Genomic DNA, 22,240 nt, shown 5'->3' with positions numbered 1-22,240 from the left:
CTGTCCTGCGGCGGCGGTAGCCACCAGGGTGGGTGGCTACGCCGCCGTGCGGTACGGACGGTCAGCTGGTCTGGTCGGCTGGCGGAAGGACGCTCTGCGCAGCCACGCAGGGGTCCGTGGCGGGTGCGGCGGCGTGGATCGCTTCGGCGGCCCGGCCGGCGAGGTCGCGAAAGACCTCGCGCTGCTCCTCGGGTAACCCACCCAGCACGTGGTCCTCGGCGTGGGCGACCCGCCGCTCGGCCTCGGCGAGCGTCTGGCGTCCGCGTTCGGTGGCCACGACCCGTCGGGCCCGCCGGTCCTGAGGGTCAGGCCTACGCTCGATGAGACCGGCGTTCGCCAGGTCGTCGATGACGTAGGTCAGCACGCTGCGGTCGATGGCCAGGCGAGCGGCCAGGGCACCCTGCGTGGGCACCTCTTCGTGCACGACGACGGCCAGGATGTGGTAGCCCCGGCTGCCGTGCGGCAGGTCCTTCAGCAGCTCCTCGACGCGCTCGTGCCAGCGGCGCAGCACCATGCCCAGCGACCAACCGAAGTTCGAGCCGCGCTTGCGGTCGGCCGGCAGTTCGCACGGATCGGTCACGGACATGTCCCGATGCTAGTGGCCGGTGCGTTGATCATGATCAGACATCGCGGCAGCCCAGGAATGATTGGCGGCGAAGATAGGTTGTCTGACAAACGATAGGCACAGAACATGATAGGTTGATCAAACGATCGCGTGGATGGTGAAGCAATGTCGGACTACGGGCACGAACTCCGGTTTGGGTCGTTCCTGACACCCAGCGTGCACGACCCGGATCAGGTGGTGGCGCTGGCCGAGCTGACCGAGGCTGCGGGGCTGGACCTGGTCACCTTCCAGGACCACCCGTACAACGCGGAGTTCCTCGACACCTGGACCCTGCTGAGTTGGGTCGCCGCCCGCACGGAGCGGCTCCGGATCTCCGGGAACGTCCTCAGCCTGCCGCTGCGCCCGCCGGCCGTGCTGGCCCGGGCCGCGGCGAGCCTGGACCGGTTGTCGCACGGCCGTTTCGAACTGGGCCTCGGCGCCGGCGCGTTCTGGGACGGGATCGAGGGCATGGGGGCACGTCGGCTGACCGCGGGGCAGGGAGTCGCGGCTCTGCGGGAGGCGATCGACGTCCTGCGCGGCGTCTGGGACGACACCGCCACCGGACCGCTGCGGCTGGACGGGGAGTACTACCCCGTACCCGGCATGCAGCGCGGCCCGAAGCCGGCACACGACATCGACATCTGGCTCGGGGCGTACCAGCCGAAGATGCTGGCCCTGACCGGCCAGAAGGCCAACGGCTGGCTGCCGACGCTGGAATACCTGCGATCTCCGGACCGGGTGACCGCCAACCGGCTCATCGACGAGGCGGCCATCGACGCGGGCCGCGAGCCCCGGGAGATTCGGCGGCTGCTCAACCTGTTCACTGTCGACGTCTCGTCGCGCAGCCGCGGCTTCCTCCAGGGGCCTGTCGAGCAGTGGGTCGACCAACTCCTTCCGCTGGTCCTCGAGGAGGGGTTCAGCACCTTCCTGATCGGGCGCGACGACCCACGCCTCATTCAGACCCTCGGGCAGGAGATCGCCCCCGCACTGCGGGAGGCGGTCGCCAGGGAGCGCGCCGGGGGTGAGGTCGGCACCGGGCCGGTCCGCACGACCGTCGCGCTGGCCGAGCGGCACCCCGGCCTCGACTACGACGCGCTGCCGCCGTCGCTGGCCGCCAGGTCCGTCGAGCCCGGTGACCAGGAGTACGAGCGGGTACGCCACACCTACAGCTGGCACGGCTCGCCGGCCCTGGTGATCCGTCCGCAGAACGCCGCCGAGGTGGTCGACGCCGTGTCGTACGCCCGGACGCAGGATGTCCCGCTGTCGGTGCGCAGCGGCGGGCACGGCATCAGCGGCCGGTCGACGAACGACGGGGGAGTCGTCATCGACATGTCGAGGATGAACAAGGTCGAGGTGCTCGACCGGGCGACCCGTCGGGTGCGGCTGGAGCCGGGTGCCCGGTGGGGCGACGTGGCCCAGACGCTGGGCCCGTACGGCCTGGCCATGAGCTCTGGCGACTACGGAGACGTGGGCGTCGGTGGTCTCGCCACCACCGCCGGCGTCGGATACCTGGCGCGCAGGCACGGCCTGACCATCGACCACGTCGTCGCCGCCGAGATCGTCACCGCGGACGGCCGTCTGCTCCGCGTCGACGACGCGCATCACCCCGACCTGTTCTGGGCCGTCCGCGGCGCCGGTGGAAACTTCGGTGTGGTCACCGCGCTGGAGCTGGAGGCGTACGAGGTCGACAAGGTCGTCTACGCCCAGCTCGTCGCGGACGCGACCGACACCGCCGGACTGCTGCGCTGGTGGGGTCAACTGGTCGAGGACGCGCCACGGGAGTTGACGAGCTTCCTCTCCCTCTTTCCCGGCCGCCGTGGCAACCCCCCGGCTGCCCAGGTCACCCTCGTCTACGCCGGTGACGACGTCGAGGCGGCGCAGGCCGCCCTGAGCCCGTTCCTGGAGATCGGGCCGATCCTCGACCAGCAGGCGCAGCTCGTGCCGTACCCGGCGATCGTCGTGCCGCCGGGCAACCAGCATCGGGGGCAGGGGCTGAGGGACACCCGCAGCGGTCTGTTGCACCACGTCACACCGGAGGCGGCCGACCTGATGGAAAACATGATCCATTCCGGCGATGTGATGATCATGCAGTTGCGATCCGTCGGCGGGGCGGTCAACGACGTCGCCCGCGACGCGACCGCCTACCCGCACCGGGAGCAGAACTTCTCGGTACTCGCCGCCACGGTCCCGGACCGCCGGCCCCAACTCGACAAACTGTGGACCGAGCTGTACCCGTACCTCGACGGCCTGTATCTCAGCTTCGAGAGCGACACCGATCCGGCTCGACTGCTGGATGCCTGGCCCGAGCCCACCCTCGGTCGGCTGCGCGCCATCAAGGCCAGCTACGACCCGGACAACGTCTTCAACCGGAACTTCCCCATCCCACCGGCTGAGCCGGTCGACTAGATTGCGCCGGACAGGTAGTCGCGGCGACGCTGCGGTTCGAACTTCTCGATCGCGTACCGCAGCATGACCCGTGGCATGACCCGGTAGCGGCGGGCGAGGAACTCCTCCTCCGCCGCTCTGTCCCGGTTGCCCACCTCGCGCAGCATCCAGCCCACCGCCTTGTGGACGAGGTCGTGCGGGTCGTGCAGCAGCCGGTCGCCGAGTCGGAAGGTCCACTCGAAGTCACCGGCCTTGATGAAGGCGAAGGTCGCCATGATGGCGATGCGCCGCTCCCACACGAGGCTCGACCCGGCCAACCGGTCCAGGACGCTCCGGTCCCTGTCGAGCAGCCAGGGGCCGACGATGTACGGCGCGGACGAGTCCACCAGGTCCCAGTTGTCGATGCGGTCGGTGTTGGCCAGGATGGTGTCGAAGACAAGACCCCGCTCCTGCTCGTCGCCCCTGGCGAACTTCCGCACCAGGATGAACAGCGCGGTCAACCGCTCCTCGTGCGCGCCTTCGATGAGCAGCTTCGTCGTCTCGGCCAGCGAGAGGTCGCGCCAGAACCGGGCGGCCACCGTGCGCTGGTCGGGCACGGAGACACCGAGGGCGCGGTCCCCCTCGCCGTATCCACCGGGGACCATCTGGAGGAACCGGCTCGACGCCTCGGCTCGACGGGGATCGGCGAGGCTGGCGAGTTCCCGACGCACGTCGACGCTGGTGGCCATGACCGTCGACGCTACCGGGGGTCAGCCCGCGCGGCGTAGGCGTCCGAGCATTCCGTTGAGGTCCTGGACGAACAGATCCTGGCGGAAGAAGTGCCCACCCGGCACCTCGCGCCACTCGTGCGGGATGCCGGCTCGGGCGAGTGCCCCGCGGAACTCGCGCTGACCGGCAAGTACCTGGGTCTCGTTGACGGTGTCGAACCAGTTGATCGGGTCGGGGGAGGTCCCGGCGGCCAGGAAGATCCGCTTGTTCTGGAAACTCGGAACGCGCTGGACCGGGTTGTCGGCGTTGACCCGGGCCTCATCCCAGAACGGGACCCCGTAGACGGTGCCTCCACCGAGGTCCAGCGCGGCGGAGGTGGCATTCGCCCAGTGCACGACCAGTCCGAAGTCTCGGCGGAGACTGGCCGGGCCGGAGTGCGAGCTGACCGAGCAGAAGTGGCCGTAATACTTGGCCGCGTACTTCAGCGCACCGAAGCCGCCCATCGAGAAACCGGCCACCGCACGCCCGTTGTACTCGGCGAAGGTACGGAAGTTCGCGTCGACCCACGGCAGCAGTTGGGCGATGTGGAACGTCTCCCAGTTGCGGGGCCCGACCAAGCTGGTCACCGGATTGCAGTACCAGCCGGTCGACGCGTCCGGCATGACGACGATGACCTCCCGGCCAGCGGTCAGACCGACGATGTTGTCCTGCAGGTGGAAGGTGCGGAAGTCGGCGTTGCCGCCGTGCAGCAGGTACAGCACCGGATACCGCTTGCCGCTGCTGTGGTAGCCGTCGGGCAGCAGCACGTTCACGCCCGGATCCCACTCGATGGCGTCGGTGGCGAAGCGGTAGTACTGCAGCCGGCCGCCGTTCTCGTTGCGGTCGACGATGCGCAGGCCGTACCCGTCACCGGCGGCCTGGGCGGCGGACGACCCGGCGAGGGCGCCGCCGAACAGCCCGGCGGCGACCGCCGCTGCCGAGCCACCGATCAGCCGGCGCCGACTGATCGACGAGGGCGGGGGTACGTCGAGCATTGGAGTCTCCCTGCGTCAGAAGGTGGTCTCGTTGGGCAGGCCGAAGAAGTCGTGCCATTTGGTGGCGCCGAGGAAGTTGGTGCCGGTGGAGAGGCCGACGTGGACGTCGTTGAAGCTGCCCTTGGTGAAGGCGACGATGTCGTCCTTGCCGTCGCCGTTGTAGTCGCCCAGGTAGGGGAACTCGCCGGGTAGGCAGAAGAGGTCGTTCCACTTGACTGTGGTGCCGACGAACGAGGTGCCGGTGGAGATGGCGGCGTAGACGTCGGCGTCGGCGTTGCAGGTGAAGGTGACGATGTCGTCGCGGCCGTCGCCGTTGATGTCGCCGACGCGGGGTTGTTCGGTGCCGACGGCGAACAGGTCGTGCCACGTCTGGGGCGCGCCGAATCCGCCTCCTGTGGAGAGGGAGACGATCACGTCGCTCGCCGTGAGCGGCCCCTGGGTGAAGGTGATGATGTCGTCGCGGCCGTCACCGTTGACATCACCGAGGGCAGGAAACTCGCCGGGGATGGAGAAGTAGTCGTGCCATTTGAGGCCGGGGCCGAAACCCGTGCCGGTGGAGAGCGCCACGTACACGTCGGCGTTCGTGTCGTGGGTGAACGCGATGATGTCGTCGCGGCCGTCGCCGTTGACGTCGCCGACCGCACCGACCTCCGCGCCCGGCGCGAACCAGTCATGCCACTTCAGGCCACCGCCGAAGCTGGTGCCGGTGGAGAGGGCCACGTACACGTCGGCGAGGGTGCCGTGGGTGAACGCGACGACGTCGTCCTTGCCGTCGCCGTTGACGTCGCCACTGAGCAGGGTCTCCCCGTTGAGGCCGAAGAAGTCGTTCCACTTGGCGGACGTACCGGTGAACGCGCTGCCGGTGGAGGTGGCCACGTAGACGTCGTTGAGGCTGCCCTGCGTGAAGCTCACGATGTCGTCCCGGCCGTCGCCGGTGAAGTCCGTGGGTGACCCCGCCAGATAGCGGCCCCCCGAGCCACCGGCGTTGACCAGGGAGATGTAGTAGTTCCAGTTCCAGTTCCAGTTCGGCCCGGGGTCGGTGTGGTCGTTGCCGGGCAGCTCGTTGTGTCCCTTGATCGACGCACGGGTCTTCGGCAGCCCGTACTTGTCGCAGAGGTAGCGGGTCAGCGCGGCGGACGACCGGTACATGGCGTCGGTGAACCAGGCCGGATTGTCCACGAATCCCTCGTGCTCGATGCCCACCGCGTACGGATTGGCCGAGCGTGCGTGGTACGCCGTGTCGCCCTCGCGCACCATCTGGGTGATCTCGCCGTTGCTCGATTTCACCACGTAGTGCGCGCTCACCCCCGCCGACGGGTTCTGGAACCAGCTCACCGTGCCGGCGTACGACCCCTGGGTCACGTGCACCACCACAGTGGTTATCCGCGCCGATCGGCCGGCCTGGTAGTTGCCGCCGTAGGCGGACACCCACCGGGCCGACGCGTACTCCGGCACGGCCGCCGCGACGTTCGCACCGGTGGCGCCCGCGGGGGTGACCCCCGTGTAGCGGCCGAGTTCGGGTCGGAGCGGTCGCGGCGCGACCCGTACCGGCCCGGCGGCGATTCCGGTACGCAGCAGGTCGTAGACGTGGTCGGCGTAGAGCCGGGCCGTCGACGCGTCGACGGCGGCGCTGTAGCGCGCCACCACCGGATACCAGGCGGAGAGCCGGTCGCGTGCCCCGCCGGGCAGCCCCTCGTCGTCGGCCAGGTCGCGGAGCACCGCCGCACCGCCGCGGATGTTGGCGGAGGTGACCGAGCGCAGGCGGTCGACCGGCTCGCCGGTGAGCGTGGCTGCCCGCTCCAGGCTGTGCTGGGTGGGATTGCTGACCAGGTGCATGACCCCGTACCCGTTGGCCTGACTGGGCAGGCCGCCGTGCCCGTCCAGGCGGGACTCCCCGTAGGCGACGGCGACCAGCAGGTCCCGGGGCACGTCGAACTCGGCGGCGGCCCGGGTGAAGTCGACGGTGAGCGAGCCGGGTGCCGCGGGTCCGGCCGCGTCGGCCGGCGCGACAGCGACCTGACCGGCCAGCGCCGCCGCCAGGAAGAGGGTGCACGTGCGCCTGGTCAGTCGCATGAGATCTCCAATCCGCTGATCACAGCGTCGTCTCGCCGTTGAGGCCGAAGAAGTCGTGCCATCGGGTGGCGCCGAGGAAGCCGGTGCCGGTGGAGAGCGCGACGTGGACATCGTTGGTGGCGCCCTTGGTGAAGACGATGAGGTCGTCAGTGCCGTCCCCGTTGGCGTCGCCGAGGTAGGGGAACTCGCCGGCCAGGCAGAAGAAGTCGTGCCACTTCACTGTGGTCCCGGCGAAGCCGGTGCCGGTGGAGGTGGCGACGTACACGTCGGCGTTGGGATCGCAGGTGAAGGTGACGATGTCGTCTCTGCCGTCGCCGTTGACGTCACCGACCCGGGGTAGTTCGGCGCCGACGGCGAACAGGTCGTGCCACTTCTGCGCGGCGCCGAAGGAGCTGCCGTTCGACAGGGCGACGATGACGTCGCTGGCGGTGGCGGGGCCCTGGGTGAAGGTGATGAGGTCGTCGCGCCCGTCGCCGTTGACGTCGCCGAGCGCGGGGAACTCGCCGAACGGGCTGAAGAACTCGTGCCACTTGAGGCCGGGCCCGAAGCCGGTGCCGGTGGAGAGTGCGACGTACACGTCGCCGGCGGGGTTGTGGGTGAACGCCACGATGTCGTCGCGCCCGTCGCCGTTGACGTCGCCGGCCGCGCCGATCTCCGCGCCGGGCGCGAACCAGTCGTGCCACTTGAGGCCAGCACCGAACGAGGTGCCGGTGGAGAGCGCGACGTACACGTCGCCGGTGTTGCTGTGGGCGAAGGTGATGATGTCGTCGCGGCCGTCGCCGTTGACGTCGCCGGTGGTGGCGGTCTCGCCACCGAGGGAGAAGAAGTCGTTCCACTTTGCTGAGGTGCCGGTGTAGGAGCCGCCGGTGGACGTGCCCACGTAGACGTCGGCGAGGGCGTTCTGGGTGAAGGTGACGATGTCGTCCCGGCCGTCGCCGGTCACGTCCGTGGGGGATCCACCGGCGATGGCGTGGGTGCGGGCCGCCTCGTTGAGCTGGGCCCGGGCGGTGGCGGCCGCCTGGTCGTACCGGTCGGGGAAACCGGACCGTTGGACGCACTGGGCGACCTGGCCCGCGCTGTACCCCGGGTTGTTGCGGTCGCAGACGATCGCCCGGGTGACGTACTGGGTGCTGGCGTAGACCGGGTCCATGATCTGCTCCGGAGTGCCCCATCCGTAGTCCCAGCGCTGTTGGAACACCCCGAGCGACGACTTGTCGCCACACGGCAGGTTGTTCATGTGTGACTCGACCCAGCCCGCCTCGAAGGCGGACAGCGTCACCTTGTCGTTGGCGTTGTAGGCCCGGGCGACCCGGTAGACGACCAGGGTCACCGCCGGGTCGCGGTTGGCGGGGATGGAGGGGCAGGCCAGGGTGCCGACCGGGTCCGCGTGCGCCGGCGAGGCCGGGACCGTCGTGCCGGCGACGCCGAGGGCCATCAGCAGGGCCAGGAGAGTACGTCTCACGCTGCTCCTCGTCGGGTCGGGACGGGTCGACTGATGGCGTCACGAGACCGCCACCGACCGGGGACCGATTGCTGAGAGTTTCTTCAGGGCGCTGATGGCTGTCAATGTTCTATGAAGAATTCCTTCAATGCATCGTTCAAGGCGGGCAGGTATTGACAGCGGTTGTCGTCGGCGGGTTTACTCGCCCGCAACCGCTGTCCAATCACCGCGGCAGGGCCATGACGAGTGCGACAGGAGAGGGCAGCCATGGGCGTAGGTCGTCGCTCGTTGCTCGGCCGTGCCGCCGCGATCGGGGCCGCCAGCGCGGTCGGTTCCGTCGGCGCGATCCTGACCACTGCCGCTGCGGCCCGAGCGGCGGTCTGGAAGAAGCGGCTGACCGGTGCGGACCTGGACACCAGTAGCCGATGGCGGGTGGCCGGCACCGATCTGGGCATCCCCTACGTGCTGGAGAACGGATCGATCGGCTACCTCTTCGGCGACACCTTCGACACGCCGTGGCCCGAGGGCCCGCCCCTGCCGAACGACTGGCGGTCGCCGGTCATGTTGCGCTCCGCCGTCCACCCCGGCGCGCCCGGCGGAATCGTCTTCGACAGCGCCGCACGCGTCGTCGGCAACGGACGGGCACCGGAGCTGATGCACAACGGCCACCACGGCATCGGCATCGACGGTCTTCCCGAGGTGACCGTCATCCCCAACGACGGCATCAGCTTTCCGGAGACCGGTCGGCAGCTCATCTCCTACATGAGCATCGAGAACTGGAACTCCGCCGGCCCGGCCGGGCCGCAGTGGAAGTCCCGCTACGCGGGGCTGGCCTACTCCGACAACGGCAACGACTTCATCCGTACACCGCTGAAGTGGTGGAACAGTCCGGACAACAAGGACCCGTTCCAGATGTGGACCATGCAGCGCGACGGCGAGTACGTCTACGTCTTCTCGGTCCGGTCGGGGCGGCAGGACGGTCCGATGATGCTGCGACGCGTCCGGTGGGACCGGCTGTTCTACCCCGAGTCGTACGAGGGCTGGGGCTGGAATGGCGCCAACTGGGGCTGGGGGAGACCCTGCACACCCATCCTCACCGGCCGCTTCGGCGAGCCATCGGTGCGCCGGTTGGCCGACGGGACCTGGGTGATGTCCTACCTCAACTGCCAGAACGGATGTCTGGTCACCCGTACCGCGTCCGGACCCGACCGGGCCTGGACGGGGGAGAAGATTCAGCTGACGGGCTGGCAGGAGCCCGCGCTCTACGGTGGGTTCATCCATCCCTGGTCCAGCCGGAACGCCGACGACCTGCACCTGATGGTCTCCAAGTGGACCCGCACCCCGGACGGCCGCAGCACCGCCTACCACGTCAGCCAGTTCACCGGCTCGGTGTGACCGGCCACTGACCGACCGTCGTCGTGGCCCGACATTCGCGACCCCGACCCGCTGGAGCTGATCTGCGCAAACGCGGGCCGCGATGTCCTCAGCAGGGGTGTGAGTGGGTGACTCAGGGGGTAGGAGCACGGTTGCTGACGACCGCCCCGGGGCGGGGCTGCCGAGCATCCGACGTGATGCCGGCCGTGCCGGAATCCTCCATTCCGGCGGACGCCGATCAAGGAGGGCGTACTGCGATGACGCAGCCGACGATGGATCCCACCGACGCGTTGGCCGAGCTGGGCCGGGTCAGACTCGACGAAGTCAGCCTCGACGACATGCTTGGCCGGATCGCCGAACTCGCCAAGGGGAGCATTCCCGGGACGAGAGAGGTGACTGTCACTCTGGTGCGGGGTCGGGTCGGCTGGACCGGGGCGTTCACCGGCGAGCTGGCCCGTGAGCTGGACGAGTGGCAGTACCAGCAGCACCGGGGCCCCTGCCTGGATGCCTCCGCCAGCGGTGACACCATCTCCGTGCCGGACATGGCCACCGAAGAACGCTGGCCGGCATGGGCGGAGCGGGCTCGCGACGCCGGGGTGAAGAGTTCCCTCTCCATCGGGCTTCCCATCCAGGGGTCGGTGGTCGGTGCGCTCAACGTCTACAGCGATTCGCTGAACGCGTTCGATCCGTCCTCGATCGCCAGCGCGGAGGGCTTCGCCGCGTACGCGGCGGTGGCACTGGCCAACGCGCACCTGTACGAGAACGCCGCCACGCTGGCCGCGCAGATGCAGGAGGCGATGCGGAATCGGGCGGTGATCGAGCAGGCCAAAGGGATCATCATGGGGAGCCGACGGTGCTCGTCGGAGGAGGCGTTCGCGCTGCTGTCGAAGATCTCCCAGGACACCAACCGGAAGGTGCGCGAGGTCGCGGAGGCCCTGGTCGCCCAGGCGGTGGGAAAGACTCAGGGGTGAGTGCAGCCCTGACTGCGCTGCTACGCCGACCGGGCCGCCCGCACGAGGCGGGCGACCCTGTCGACAGATCGCGCGGAACGGGTCACCGCCCGGCTGATTCCGGTCAGCTCTCCGAAGGCTTGCGCACCGCGTCGCGTACCCGGTCGATGACCGCCAGCACCGGCCCGGCGGCCAGGTTGCCCTTCGCGGACTGGGCGCTGGGATGTGGCCGCGTCGGCGCGGACGCCTCCGCCGCCCGGACGGCCGTGGCGAGGCTGCGAAGCCGGTCGACCGGAACGTGCTGACGGAGCTGGGGGAACTCGTAGCGCTCCTCGTGCCGGGCGTGCAGGAGCACGGCGTCGCGCAGCAGGACGATGCCGGTGTCGAAGCCGTCGGCGTCCACGCCACCCTTGATCAAGGTTTGCAGGGTCTCCTTCGCCTGCCGCTCCTCGTCGAGCCGGTCGTCGACCATCGCGTCACCACCCCCACCGGGCAGCGTCCGGGCGAGCGGGTGGACGACCTCCTCCTCGGCGGTCTCGTGCGCGGCGAGGAGCTTGACGAGATCGTCGAAGGCGTCGCGCCGGGTGTCGCCGGTGCCGCCGATGACCAGCAGGAAGAGCTGCTCGATCTGGGCGTGCTGGGCGAGCAGAAGGTCGACCACATCCTCCTCGGGACCGGGGGTGGCCGGGGTGTCGGTGTCAGGCATGGCTGCCTCCTTCGGCGCGAAGCGTCTCGATCGGGTGCGGGCCCTCGGTCTCGATGCGGTACTCGTCGCCGAAGCGGTCCCGGTGCATGTCGATGACCTGTTCGCTCGGCGGCTGCTGGCCGTCGTGCAGTTGTTGCTGCATCCACTCGAAGCGCTCGTGGGCCTCGCGGACGTAGCCCTCGCCGAGCTTCGTCACGTCGATCTGGGTGGCCAGCAGGTGGCGCAGGTAGTCCTTGTTGGGCTCGAAGGTCAGCGGCTCGGGAAGGCCGACACTGCCGACGACCTCCTCCGGCTCCCGGCCGTCGTGCCGACGCAGCAGGTCGGCGGCCTGCTGGAGGTGGGCCAGCTCCATCTGCAGGTGCAGCTCCCAGACCGCCTTGATCCGGGGGTCGCTCTCCTGCTGCAGGAAGGAGTAGTAGAGCCAGCACTCGTTGTACTCGTGGGTGAGCAGCCGCTCCCACCAGTTCTCACCCGGGTCCAGCAGCGACTCGTAGTGGGTGACGTGCTCCTGCTCGATCATGCTGATTTCCTGGTAGAGCTGGCGCGCGATCGGTTCCATGTACTGCGGGCCGACGTTCATGTAGTAGAACATCACCTGCTGCTCGGCTGACAGGATCGTCAACGCGTGCAGCTTCGAGCGTGGGTCCACCGAGTTGCGGTCGTACGGGGTGCGGACCTCGTCGAAGGGATGCCGGTGCTCCTGGACCGTCGGTCGGCCGGGCATGACCTCGGTGAGCCCGTCGACGATTTTCTCCGCCTTGCGTCGCTCGACCATCTCGTAGAGGTTGGCGTAGCGGTACAGGTGGTCGAAGTCCTCCAGCACACCGAACTCGTACGCCTGCTTGAGGTAGGGGTCGGGTTCGTGCCGGGCGACCCAGGCGGTGAGGTCGACGGCCACCTGCTCGTAACCGAGCGTCGTCTCCAGCACGCTGGCGACGCCGGGGAGCAGCCAGTTCACCACCCGCTGTTGCTGGTTCTCCAGGTACCGGACGTAGGCGAGCTGCCGGCGGACCTCCTGGTCTGGGCAGTTCCGGGCGAACTGGTGCTGGAAGTTGATCGCCTCGATCTCGATGCCGTTCATCGTGATGATCCGGCATCGGGTGTACGGGTCCACCGCCTCCGGGTCGATCGGATCGACGTTCAGTTCACGCCAGTTGCGGATCTGGTTTTCGAGAGGGATTCCTTTGTGGTCGAGCGGATTGAACATGCCTCTCCTTCATGGGGGGGAGGGTGGCCGTGCCGCCTGGGGTTGAGCGGCGACGGAGGGGCCGAAGGGCTGCGTGTCTGCGCCCCGCCGCGGGGACGTTGCGGAGCCACGGCAGGACGGACCACTGGAGGGCACATGTCTTGACCCGATTGGGCCGGTACCCGCCGCGAACGGTGGCAAACCAGGCAGTCGTCCGGAATGAGGTCCGGTGACGACTCGCGGGTGTGGGTGCCTGATCGCTGGGTAGGGCTGAACCATGCTGAAGCGAGCGGTGTGGCAGGGACTGGTGGCGGGCCTGGCCGGGGCGGCGGTGATGACGGCCGCCGAGAAGATCGAACAGCGGGTGACCGATCGGCCCGACTCCTACGTGCCCGCCCGGGTTCTGGCCAGGCTGACCGGCCTGCCGGAGTCGTCCGGGCAGCAGCCCCGGTGGCAGAACCTGGCGATGCACTACGGCCAGGGCGCACTGCTCGGCGTGCTGCGCAGCGTCATGGCGCAGGCCGGGCTGCGCGGCGCCTGGGCCTCGACGATGTTCACGGCGGTGCGCCTGACCAACGACCAGATCCTGGAGAACGCCACCGGCGTGGGGGCGCCTCCGCTGACCTGGCCCCGCCCCGAACTCGCCATCGACGTGTTGCACAAGTCCATCTACGCGTTCGCCACCGGAGCGGTGGCCGACGTGCTCGCCGCCCGCGACGGAGCGGGCCCCGGGCAGCGGCACGCGGCGCTCCGTCCCGGTCGCCACGCGGACGTCGGTCCGCTGCCCCGGGCGGCAGCACGTCGGGCATAGCTGCGCAGGCGCGCCCACGGCCAGGAAGCTGCGCGCGCGGCCGGGGAGTGTTTAGCTGCACGGATGATCACACCCGTACCCCTCGGTACCTGGCCGACGCCGTTGGAGGCCGCGCCCCGGCTCGCCGCCCGGCTGGGGCTGGCCGAGCTCTGGTTCAAGCGTGACGATCTCACCGGCCTCGGCGGGGGCGGCAACAAGATCCGCAAGCTCCAGTACACCTGCGCGCAGGCGATCGCCGACGGCGCCACCACTGTCATCACCTCGGGGGCGCCGCAGAGCAACCACGCCCGGCTCACCGCGGCCGCGGCCGCGCGGCTCGGCCTCTCCTGTGTGCTGGTGCTCGCCGGCTCGGCCCCGGAGCGTCGGCGAGGCAACCTGCTGCTCGACGGGCTCGCCGGCGCGGAGATCGTCTGGAGCGGAGAGCGTCCGCTCGCCGAGGTGGTGACGGCCGAAGCGGAGCGACGATCGGCGTACGTCATCCCGTTCGGCGGCACCGCTCCCGCGTCGATCCAGGGCTATGTGGACTGCGGTCGGGAACTGCGGGCCCAGTTGCCGGACGCCGACGGGGTCGAGGTGGTGGCGGCGCTCGGTTCCGGCGGGACGATGGCCGGCCTGGTGCGGGAGTTGGGCGTGCAGCGGGTGATCGGCGTGGATGTCGGTGCCGTGCCGGACCCACGGGCGACCGTCGCGGGGCTGCTCGTCGGCGAGGTGGAGCCGGACGCGCTGCGGATCGACGGCACCCAGGTGGGCGCGGGGTACCGCACGCTCACCGACGCCGTCCGGGCGGCGCTGGAGGTGACCGCGCGTACGGAGGGGGTCTTCCTGGACCCGACGTACACCGGTCGGGCGATGGCGGCGCTGCTGGCTGGCAGCTTCCCGCACGGCGACCGGGTCGTCTTTCTGCACAGCGGCGGGCTGCCGGGACTCTTCGGCCACCCCGAGCTGTAGGGGCGCCGGCCGGGCGCGCACGGCGGTGCCCTCCGGCGGAGTCGTGTCGGAGGGCACCGCGCCGAGCTGTCGACGGATCAGACGCCGGCAAAGTGCTCGCGGTGATCGCGTACGAACTCGGCGAAGGTCCGCGGCTGCCGGCCGACGATCCGCTCGACGTGGTCGTTGGTGAAGTCGCCCCACCCGGAGCCGTAGGCGACCCGGTACTCGGCGAGGACCTCGGCCGACCACTGGTCGAGGCCGGCCTGGAGCAGGCCGTCGCGTGCCTGCTCCGGGCTCTGCGGCACGTAGCGCACCGGCTGGCCGAGGGTACGGGCGATCTCGTCGGCCGCCTGGTCGAGCGTGATGCTCTCCGGGCCGGTGGGGGTGTAGATCCTGCCCTGGTGCTGCTGTGGCGCGGCGAGGATTGCTGCCCCTGCGGCGGCGATGTCCCGGGCGTCGATCAGGCCGACCCGCGCGTCGCCGAAGAGACCGTAGAGGTGCTCGCCGGCCTTGGCACCGAGCAGGTTCTGCATGAAGTGACTCGGTCGCAGGATGGTCCAGGGGATACCGGACTCCTGTAGCTCCGCGTCGGAGAGCGCGTGCAGGCGGCCGTTGCGGGTGGGCGCGTCGTGCGCGGCGCCGATCGCGGAGAGCCGGACGATGTGCCGTACGCCGGCCTGCCGGGCGGCCCACACCGCGTTCATGCTCTGGCTCGGTGCCAGTGGACCCATCGGCATCAGCAGCCAGAGCGTCGTCACACCCTCGAACGCCGGGGTCAGCGTGGTGGGGCGGTCCAGGTCGCCGACGACGTACTCGACCCCGTCGAGCCTTGGCGTGCGCGAGGCGTCCCGGACGAGGGCGCGCAGCGGCTGCCTGCCGGCCAGTTCCCGCAGCACCTCCCGCGACACGGTGCCGTTTGCCCCTGTTATCAGAATGGTCATGGTCATCCTCCCGGTCCGGCGGACCGTGGTCGGACCACGGTCGCCGCCAGCGACGATATAGTCCATAAGCTGTACAGTCCAATGATTGGACCAAATTATGAAGCGCAGCACACTGAAGGAGCAGGACCCCGACCTCGGGATCCTGGCCGTGCAGCTCTCCGCGCGTGTCCAGCGGGAGATCTTCCGACGCTCGGCGGAGCAGGGGTTCGACGACGTCCGGCCGCGCCACGGCGCGGTCCTCGCGTACCTGGACGCCGAGGGCACCCGCCCCGGCGAGCTGGCCCGGCTGGCCGGCCGCAACAAGCAGACGATGGGCGCGATCCTCGACGAGCTGGAACGGCTGGGCTACGTCCGGCGCATGCCCGACCCGGCCGACCGCCGGGCAAAGCTGATCGTGCCGACGGATCGGGGTCTCAGCTTCATTGCGGCCTCCGACGGCTTCGTGCACCTGATCGAGCAGAAACTCGCCGACACACTCGGCCCCGACCGGTACCGCGACTTCAGGGACGCGCTGGCCCGCGGCGTGGCGAGCCTCCCGGCGACCGGCCAGGACACCGAGGGCTGAGCTGGCATGTGCCGGCGCCAACCGGGTACGCCGCCGTGGCCCCGGGGGCCGGCGGGACGCCCAGGCTGACCGCTTTTCACGCAGCCGAGGAGCACCGACATGCCTATCGCGGGGCGGGCCCGACTCACACCGACGGTCTCCCTGGTGCTGCTGGCGTCGATCCTGGTGTCGTTCCTGGCCGCGTCGGCGGCCCCGACCCCGCTCTACGGTGTGTACCAGGAACGTTGGCACTTCTCGCCGGTCACCACCACCGTGGTGTTCGCCGTCTACGCCCTCGCGGTGCTGGCGTCGCTGCTCACGTTCGGCAAGTTGTCCGACCACGTCGGTCGACGGCCGGTGCTGGCCGTCGCGATCGCGGTGCAGATGCTCGCGTTGGTCGTCTTCATCTTCGCCAACGGCGTTGCGGCCCTGCTGGTCGCCCGCCTCGTGCAGGGGCTGGCAGCCGGCGCCGCCACCGGCGCGGTGGGCGCCGCCATGCTGGACATCGACCGGGCCCGGGGCACGCTCGCGAACTCGATCGCCCCCGGCATCGGAACCGGAAGCGGCGCCCTGCTCTCGGCGCTGCTCATCCAGTTCCTGCCCGCGCCGACGCGACTGGTGTACGTCGTGCTGCTCGTGATCCTGCTGATCCAGGCCGTCGGGGTCGCGCTGATGCCGGAGACGGTCACCCCGATGGCCGGGGCCCGAGCCAGCCTGCGGCCGGACATCACACTGCCCCGCTCCGTGCGCCAACCGGTCCTGGTCGTCGTCCCGGTGCTCTTCGCGGTCTGGGCGCTGGCCGGGTTCTTCGGCGCGCTCGGCCCGGCGCTGATCCGCAGCCTCATGAACACGTCGATCGTGATCGGCGGTCTGGTCCTCTTCGTCTTCGCCGTCTTCGGGTCGATCGCCGTGCTGGTGCAGCGCAACACCGCCGCGCGGACCGTGATCCTGACCGGAATCGTCGCGCTCATCCTGGGCATGATCGTCACGTTGGTGGCGGTCATGGCGCAGTCCATCCCGGTCTTCTTCGTCGGCCTCGCGCTCGGGGGCGTCGGCTTCGGCAGCGGCTTCCAGGGCAGCCTCAAGACGGTCATGCCGCTGGTCGAGGCGCACCAACGCGCCAGCGTGCTGTCCGTGCTCTACGTCGTCTGCTACGTCGGTTTCGGTCTCCCCACGGTGATCGCCGGCTTCCTCGTGGTCTACGCCGGCGGCCTGCCGAGGACAGCCGACGAGTACTCCGTCGCCGTCATCCTCCTCGCTTTGGTCGCCCTGTTGGGGGTACGCAGGGCCACCAGGATGGCGCCGGGTTGAGCCCGGGAAGCCGGCGACGAGCACTGACGCAAGCAGCAGCGTGATGATCAGAAAGGGAGGGGCGATGAGCCCGAAGGTGGCCCAGGGCGACGCGAGTGCGACGTCGCGGATCGAGAGCCTGGACGTCAAGCTTGAGGTGATCGTCATCCCGGTGTCGGATGTCGACCGGGCGAAGGCGTTCTACGAACGACTCGGGTGGCGGCTCGACCAGACCCCGCCCGGCATCGTCCAGTTGACGCCGCACGGCTCCGCGTGTTCCGTACAGTTCGGCACCGGGCTGACGTCGGCGGCACCCGGCTCGGCCATGGCGTACCTGATCGTGTCCGACATCGAGGCGGCCCACGACACCCTCGCTGCCGCCGGTGTCGAGGTCGGCGACGTCTTCCACGTCAGCCCGGACGGCCCGGTCGACGGGCCGGACCCGCAGCGGCGCAGCTACTTCTCGCGCGCCACGCTGCGCGACCCGGACGGCAACACCTGGCTGATGCAGGAGATCACCACCAGGCTTCCCGGACGCATCGAGGGTGGCCTCACCTCGTTCGGCTCCACGAGCGACCTGGCGAGCGCGCTTCGACGCGCGGCCGCCGCGCACGGCGAGCACGAGAAACGTACGGGCGAGCATGACGAAAACTGGCCCGACTGGTACGCGGCGTACATGGTCAGCGAGCAGTCGGGGGCCACGCTGCCCGAGTGAGCTACGCCCACGCGTAAGACCTGCTGATCGCGGTGCTGCCGGTGAGTCACCTGATGACTCACCGGCAGCACCGTTTCCGTTTCGGAGTGCGCGGCGCTACTGGCTGCGCGCTGTTCGTACGGGCGATGTACGCGAGTTGTACGCCGACCGTCCTACCATCCCCTGAACACGATGATCTTCGATCCATGCGGCACCGCCGGATTCAGAGCTGACCCGGGTGCGTGCCGTGCCTCGTCGCCTGTGTGCGGTCCCCCGGCCGCCGGTAGGGAGGAGACCTCGATGACGAGTCCTGGTGCGGGCGGTGCGATGCCGTGACGCGGGTACGGTTTCTCGCCCTCGGCCCGCTGCACGCCGAGGTCGGCAGAGAGTGGCTCGACCTCGGGCCCGTCCGGCAACAGGCGGTCTTCGCGATCCTGCTGTTCAACGCGAACCGCGTGGTCACACCGGCGTCGATCCTGCAGGGAGTCTGGGGCGGCCAGACCCCGGCGACCGGCACGAAGCTGATCCCGCCGTACATCTACCGTCTGCGGCGCACGCTCCAGGCGGCGTGCGTCGGCCGCGACGGTCCCACGATCGACAGCTCCCGGATCGGCTACCGGCTGCGTCTCGGTTCGGCCCGCACCGACGTCGCGGACTTCGACGAGGCGGTTGAGCGGGCGGCTGCCGCCGAGGCGGCCGGCGACCTCGCCGGGGCCGCGGCGCTACTGGCCGAGGCCGAGCAGAGCTGGGCGGGCGAGCCGTTGGCGGGCCTGACCGGTCCGTACGCGGAGAGCCGTCGGCAACATCTGCTCGAACGCCGCATCGTCTGCCTGGAACACCGGCTGGAACTGCACCTGCGGCTGGGCGACTGCCGCCGGGCGATCCCCGCGCTCATCGCTTTGCAGACGGAGTATCCCCTGCGGGAACGGCTGGCGATCATGCTGATGACCGCCCTGTACCAGACCGGCAGGCAGAGCGAGGCGATGGACGTGTTCAGCGCCTTCCGTACCCGTCTGGCGACCGAGTTGGGCGTCGAGCCGACCCCGGCGCTGCTCGCGGCGTACACCTCGATGTTGCGCGGCGACCTGGGCCCGCCCTGGGTGTCGGACCTTTTTCTCGAAGGACCCGCCCGGGCACGGGCGGCCACCACCACGTGATGCGCGGCGATGCCGCGCGGTGAGGCGGAGCAGATGGACGACGGCCTTGCCCCGGTGCAGCCGGGGGACGCCGGATGGTTTCTGGGTCACTCCCTGCGGGAGCGGCTGACCGGCGCGGTGCCGACCGGCCCGGTCGACGAGGATCTCGGCCGGATCCGGCTGAAGATGTGGCTGGACGAGCCGGTGCACGCGAGGCGGCCCGACCTGATCCCGCAGCGGCTGGCCCAGCACGGGCTCGACGAGGCCGGTCTGATCCGGGCCCTGGGCGAGCAGCCCGAGACCGTTCGGGCCCGGTTCGGCACGGCACCGGATTACGCCCGGCGGCTGGTCGAGGCCGCGCGGCGACATCCGGCCGCCACCGTGGCGCCCGGCCACGGCGCGGCCGGACACGATGACAGCGCGGGATTCGCGGCGCTCGTCGCGCCACTGATCGCCGCCGCACTCGAACGGTTGGGCGCCCGGGTGGCGGCGTTGGTCGACGGCCACCCGCACCTGTCCGCCGACGCGCTGACCACGCGGTTGGGCCCGGGGCCGGTCGACACCGTCAACATGCTGGTGGCCCGGACGATGGCGCTGGAACTCAACGTGCTGCGGATCCGGGGCGAGCTGTCCGGAAGCAGCCCGCACGAGCGCTTCCACGACTTCCTCCACCGGTTGGAGCAGCCGCAGCACGCGCTGCGCCTGCTGCGCGAATATCCGGTGCTGGCCCGGGATCTGGTGCGGGTCGTCGACAACTGGGAGGCCAGCCGGCTGGAGTTCGCCGAGCGCGTCGTCGCCGACCACGCGGAGCTGTCCGACCGGTGCGGCGGGCCGGACTCGCTCGGCGACCTGGCCGAGGTGAGCTTCGGGGCGGGGGACAACCATCGGGGCGGTCGCTCGGTGGCGGTCGTCCGCTTCGCGACCGGCGCGCGGGTGATGTACAAGCCCCGGCGCCTACAGGTCGACTGCCACTTCCAACACCTGTTGGCCTGGCTCAACGAGCGCGGCGCGCACCCCGCGCTGCGGACGTTCTGGGTCGTCGACCGCGAGGTGTACGGGTGGACCGAGTTCGTCGAGAGTGGACCGTGCGCCGACCGCGACGCCCTCGGCCGGTTCCATCGGCGGCAGGGCGCGCTCCTGGCCCTGTTGCAGGCCCTCGGCGCGACGGATTTCCATCAGGAAAATGTGATCGCCTCCGGTGAGCACCCGATGCTCATCGATCTGGAGGCGATGCTGCACAACTGGCAGTGGGAGCGGCCGATCGGCGACCAGGCGGGCTACCTGCAGAGCGCCGGGGTCGGGTTGATGAGCAGGTCCGTCATCACGGTGGGGCTGCTGCCGGCACCCGTGGTCTGGACCGAGGGCAACCAGGTCAACCAGTTCGACATGAGCGGGATGTCCGGGGCTGGTGGGCAGTTGACCGCCCGGCCGGTCACGGTCTGGGACGGGTTCGGCACCGACGAGATGCGCCTGGATCGGCGGCGGGTCCCGCTGCCCGGTTCGGGGAACCTGCCCACCCTCGGCGAGCAGCGTCTGGACGTGACGGAGTTCGCGCCCGAGATCGGCGACGGATACCGCACGCTCTACCGGATCCTGCTGCGACACCGGGACGAGTTGCTGGGGCCGTCCGGCCCGTTGGCCGCGTTCGCGCACGACGAGGTGCGGGTGGTCCTGCGCGCCACCGAGTCGTACGTCCGGCTGCTCGCCGAGGCGCAGCACCCGGACCTGCTGCGGGACGCGTTGGACCGGGACCGGTACTTCGAGAACCTGTGGGCCGGGCACGAGCACCGCGAGGACCGCGACCTCCTCATCGCCGCGGAACTGACCCAGATGTACGCCGGCGACGTGCCGATCTTCGTGACCACACCGTCGTCGACGGACCTCACCGGTGGCGACGGCACAGTGGTGCCGGGGGCACTGCGCCAGACCGGCCTGGACGCGGTCCGCGACCGACTGGTGGGCATGTCCGAAGACCACCTGGCCCAGCAGAGCTGGATCATCGAAGCCTCGCTCACCGCGCTGATCATGGGAGACCCGTCGCGGTGGCGTCCACCGAGCCGCCCCGGCACGGTGGTCCTGCCGTCGCCGGTCGTACCCGCGAAGGTCGTGCACTCGCCTGTTGCCCCCGCGACGGTCGCACCTGAGCGCTTCGTCGACGCGGCGCGCATCATCGGGGATCGGATGCTGGCGACCGCGCTCACCGAGGACGACCGGATCTGCTGGCTGGGCCTGAGCCTGATCGCCGACAAGGTGTGGATGCTCGGCCCGAGCGCCATGGACCTCTACAACGGCATCAGTGGCATCGCCCTGTTCCTCGCCCGGCTGGCGGACGTCACCGGCGACACGGTCTACCGGCAGGCCGCCGACCGGGCCGCCACGATGATGCTCCGCGAGGCGCGGAGCTGGCTCGCCGGCCCGACCGCGACCGCGGGCGTCGGCGGCTTCGACCACCTGGGCGGTTCGGTGTACGCCCTGAGCCACCTCACCGCCGTCCTGGACCGCGCCGACCTGGTCGACACCGCCGTGGGCCTGGCCGCGTCGATGGTCACGCACGCCACCGAAAGCCGCGAGTACGACATCATCAACGGCAGCGCCGGCGGGCTGCTGGCCCTGCTGTCGCTGCACCGGGTCACCGCGGACCCCAGCCTGCTCGACGGCGCCCGGACGCTGGCCCGGCACACGCTCAGCGGCGCACGGCCGGTCGGCGACGGGGTCGGCTGGTCCGGCACCCTCTACGCGGACACGCCGCTGGCCGGTTTCTCCCACGGCGCGTCCGGTATCGCGACCGCCCTGGCCCGATGGGACCGGTACACCGGGACGCACGAGCATCGCGACGCGGTGGACGCGGCGCTGCGCTACGAACGCACGGTGTACGACGAGGCGACCGGCAACTGGCGCGACCTACGCCCGGACACGCCCGAAGGCGACTCCATGGTCGCCTGGTGCCACGGCGCGGCCGGGGTCGCGATGGCACGCGCCGAACTCCTGGGCTACGCCACCGACGACGCGCTGCTGCGCGACGACCTGCGGCGTGCGCTGACGGCGACGCTGGAGCCGAGCAACCTGCTGCACAACCACTCGATCTGCCACGGGGACCTCGGCAACGCCGAGGCCGCACTGGCCGCCGCCCGAGCCCTCGGGGACGACGAGGCGGCCCAGCGCGCCGCCGCGATCGCGGCGACCGCCGTCGCGGACATCGAGAACCGTGACTGGCGGTGCGGCGTGCCACGGGGCGTGGAGACACCGGGGCTGATGAGCGGCCTGGCCGGCATCGGCTACGCGCTCCTGCGGTGGGCCGACCCGGCGGGTGTGCCGTCGGTGCTGCTGCTGGAGCCGCCGACCGACCATCGCGGTGCCATCGATCTGCCATAGCGCGGTCCTACGGTTCCGCCGTGGAGGTCCATCCACGTATCGCGCTTCACCACCTATAGAT

At 70.3% G+C, this 22,240-nt stretch carries 18 protein-coding genes; 10 read left to right on the top strand and 8 right to left on the bottom strand.

From position 1 onward, the window contains the following. Positions 1 to 61 precede the first annotated feature (61 nt). Positions 62 to 586 (bottom strand): MarR family winged helix-turn-helix transcriptional regulator, encoded by a 525-nt coding sequence (locus tag GA0070561_RS12320; RefSeq protein WP_091399779.1) that lies wholly within the window; start codon positions 584 to 586, stop codon positions 62 to 64. 144 nt (positions 587 to 730) lie between these two features. Between GA0070561_RS12320 and GA0070561_RS12315 the strand changes: the two genes are divergently transcribed. Continuing rightward, a complete protein-coding gene (locus tag GA0070561_RS12315; protein ID WP_091399777.1) occupies positions 731 to 3,010 on the top strand; it encodes an LLM class flavin-dependent oxidoreductase in 2,280 nt (759 codons plus the stop codon). Here GA0070561_RS12315 and GA0070561_RS12310 read toward each other — a convergent pair. From GA0070561_RS12310 to GA0070561_RS12295, 4 genes are read right to left on the bottom strand one after another with little or no spacing between them, the layout of a single operon-like run. Beyond that, positions 3,007 to 3,717 (bottom strand): DNA alkylation repair protein, encoded by a 711-nt coding sequence (locus GA0070561_RS12310; protein WP_091399775.1) that lies wholly within the window; start codon positions 3,715 to 3,717, stop codon positions 3,007 to 3,009. The genes GA0070561_RS12315 and GA0070561_RS12310 overlap by 4 nt on opposite strands. A gap of 21 nt (positions 3,718 to 3,738) precedes the next feature. Next, a complete protein-coding gene (locus GA0070561_RS12305; RefSeq protein WP_091399773.1) occupies positions 3,739 to 4,731 on the bottom strand; it encodes an alpha/beta hydrolase in 993 nt (330 codons plus the stop codon). A gap of 15 nt (positions 4,732 to 4,746) precedes the next feature. Then, a complete protein-coding gene (locus tag GA0070561_RS12300; protein ID WP_091399772.1) occupies positions 4,747 to 6,804 on the bottom strand; it encodes an N-acetylmuramoyl-L-alanine amidase in 2,058 nt (685 codons plus the stop codon). A 19-nt stretch (positions 6,805 to 6,823) separates the two neighbouring features. Beyond that, complete coding sequence (locus GA0070561_RS12295; RefSeq protein ID WP_091399770.1) at positions 6,824 to 8,266, bottom strand: FG-GAP repeat domain-containing protein; 1,443 nt, start codon at positions 8,264 to 8,266, stop codon at positions 6,824 to 6,826. Between the two features lie 246 nt (positions 8,267 to 8,512). Here GA0070561_RS12295 and GA0070561_RS12290 point away from each other — a divergent pair, with 246 nt between their 5' ends. Then, positions 8,513 to 9,640: a DUF4185 domain-containing protein gene (locus GA0070561_RS12290; RefSeq protein WP_091399768.1), complete on the top strand. Its 1,128-nt coding sequence runs from the start codon at positions 8,513 to 8,515 to the stop codon at positions 9,638 to 9,640. 236 nt (positions 9,641 to 9,876) lie between these two features. Continuing rightward, positions 9,877 to 10,590 carry a GAF and ANTAR domain-containing protein gene (locus tag GA0070561_RS12285; protein ID WP_091399766.1) on the top strand — a complete coding sequence of 238 codons (714 nt, stop codon included), beginning with the start codon at positions 9,877 to 9,879 and terminating at the stop codon, positions 10,588 to 10,590. 103 nt (positions 10,591 to 10,693) lie between these two features. Here GA0070561_RS12285 and GA0070561_RS12280 read toward each other — a convergent pair whose 3' ends face one another. Both GA0070561_RS12280 and GA0070561_RS12275 read right to left on the bottom strand, forming a co-directional pair. Further along, positions 10,694 to 11,275 carry a hemerythrin domain-containing protein gene (locus GA0070561_RS12280; RefSeq protein WP_091399764.1) on the bottom strand — a complete coding sequence of 194 codons (582 nt, stop codon included), beginning with the start codon at positions 11,273 to 11,275 and terminating at the stop codon, positions 10,694 to 10,696. Further along, positions 11,268 to 12,482: a hypothetical protein gene (locus tag GA0070561_RS12275; RefSeq protein WP_091399762.1), complete on the bottom strand. Its 1,215-nt coding sequence runs from the start codon at positions 12,480 to 12,482 to the stop codon at positions 11,268 to 11,270. The genes GA0070561_RS12280 and GA0070561_RS12275 overlap by 8 nt, the downstream gene beginning before the upstream one ends. A gap of 256 nt (positions 12,483 to 12,738) precedes the next feature. On the opposite strand from GA0070561_RS12275, the gene GA0070561_RS12270 reads away from it, so the two are divergent. Together GA0070561_RS12270 and GA0070561_RS12265 are read left to right on the top strand one after the other, a co-directional pair. After that, positions 12,739 to 13,272, top strand: coding sequence for a hypothetical protein (locus GA0070561_RS12270; RefSeq protein WP_091399759.1), 534 nt, complete (start codon positions 12,739 to 12,741; stop codon positions 13,270 to 13,272). 63 nt (positions 13,273 to 13,335) lie between these two features. Beyond that, positions 13,336 to 14,220 carry a pyridoxal-phosphate dependent enzyme gene (locus GA0070561_RS12265; RefSeq protein WP_091399757.1) on the top strand — a complete coding sequence of 295 codons (885 nt, stop codon included), beginning with the start codon at positions 13,336 to 13,338 and terminating at the stop codon, positions 14,218 to 14,220. Positions 14,221 to 14,297: 77 nt separating this feature from the next. Here GA0070561_RS12265 and GA0070561_RS12260 read toward each other — a convergent pair whose 3' ends face one another. Further along, positions 14,298 to 15,143, bottom strand: coding sequence for an NAD(P)H-binding protein (locus GA0070561_RS12260; protein ID WP_208603747.1), 846 nt, complete (start codon positions 15,141 to 15,143; stop codon positions 14,298 to 14,300). Between the two features lie 85 nt (positions 15,144 to 15,228). On the opposite strand from GA0070561_RS12260, the gene GA0070561_RS12255 reads away from it, so the two are divergent. From GA0070561_RS12255 to GA0070561_RS12235, 5 genes are all read left to right on the top strand, one after another. Next, positions 15,229 to 15,708: a MarR family winged helix-turn-helix transcriptional regulator gene (locus GA0070561_RS12255; protein ID WP_244166166.1), complete on the top strand. Its 480-nt coding sequence runs from the start codon at positions 15,229 to 15,231 to the stop codon at positions 15,706 to 15,708. A gap of 99 nt (positions 15,709 to 15,807) precedes the next feature. Beyond that, on the top strand, positions 15,808 to 16,998 hold the full coding sequence (locus GA0070561_RS12250; RefSeq protein WP_091399750.1) for an MFS transporter: 1,191 nt from the start codon (positions 15,808 to 15,810) through the stop codon (positions 16,996 to 16,998). 64 nt (positions 16,999 to 17,062) lie between these two features. After that, positions 17,063 to 17,692 (top strand): VOC family protein, encoded by a 630-nt coding sequence (locus GA0070561_RS12245; RefSeq protein ID WP_091399748.1) that lies wholly within the window; start codon positions 17,063 to 17,065, stop codon positions 17,690 to 17,692. Positions 17,693 to 18,003: 311 nt separating this feature from the next. Then, the gene (locus GA0070561_RS12240) at positions 18,004 to 18,828 is read left to right on the top strand and encodes an AfsR/SARP family transcriptional regulator (protein ID WP_091399745.1); all 825 of its coding nucleotides are present in this window, start codon (positions 18,004 to 18,006) and stop codon (positions 18,826 to 18,828) included. A gap of 33 nt (positions 18,829 to 18,861) precedes the next feature. Then, positions 18,862 to 22,179, top strand: coding sequence for a type 2 lanthipeptide synthetase LanM family protein (locus tag GA0070561_RS12235; RefSeq protein ID WP_167362379.1), 3,318 nt, complete (start codon positions 18,862 to 18,864; stop codon positions 22,177 to 22,179). Positions 22,180 to 22,240: the final 61 nt, after the last annotated feature.

Origin of the sequence: Micromonospora saelicesensis, assembly GCF_900091575.1 — a bacterium.
GTDB classification, from domain to species: Bacteria; Actinomycetota; Actinomycetes; order Mycobacteriales; family Micromonosporaceae; genus Micromonospora; species Micromonospora saelicesensis.
The sequence above is the reverse complement of the archived record's forward strand: the minus strand, read 5'-3'. Positions and strand labels throughout refer to the sequence as shown.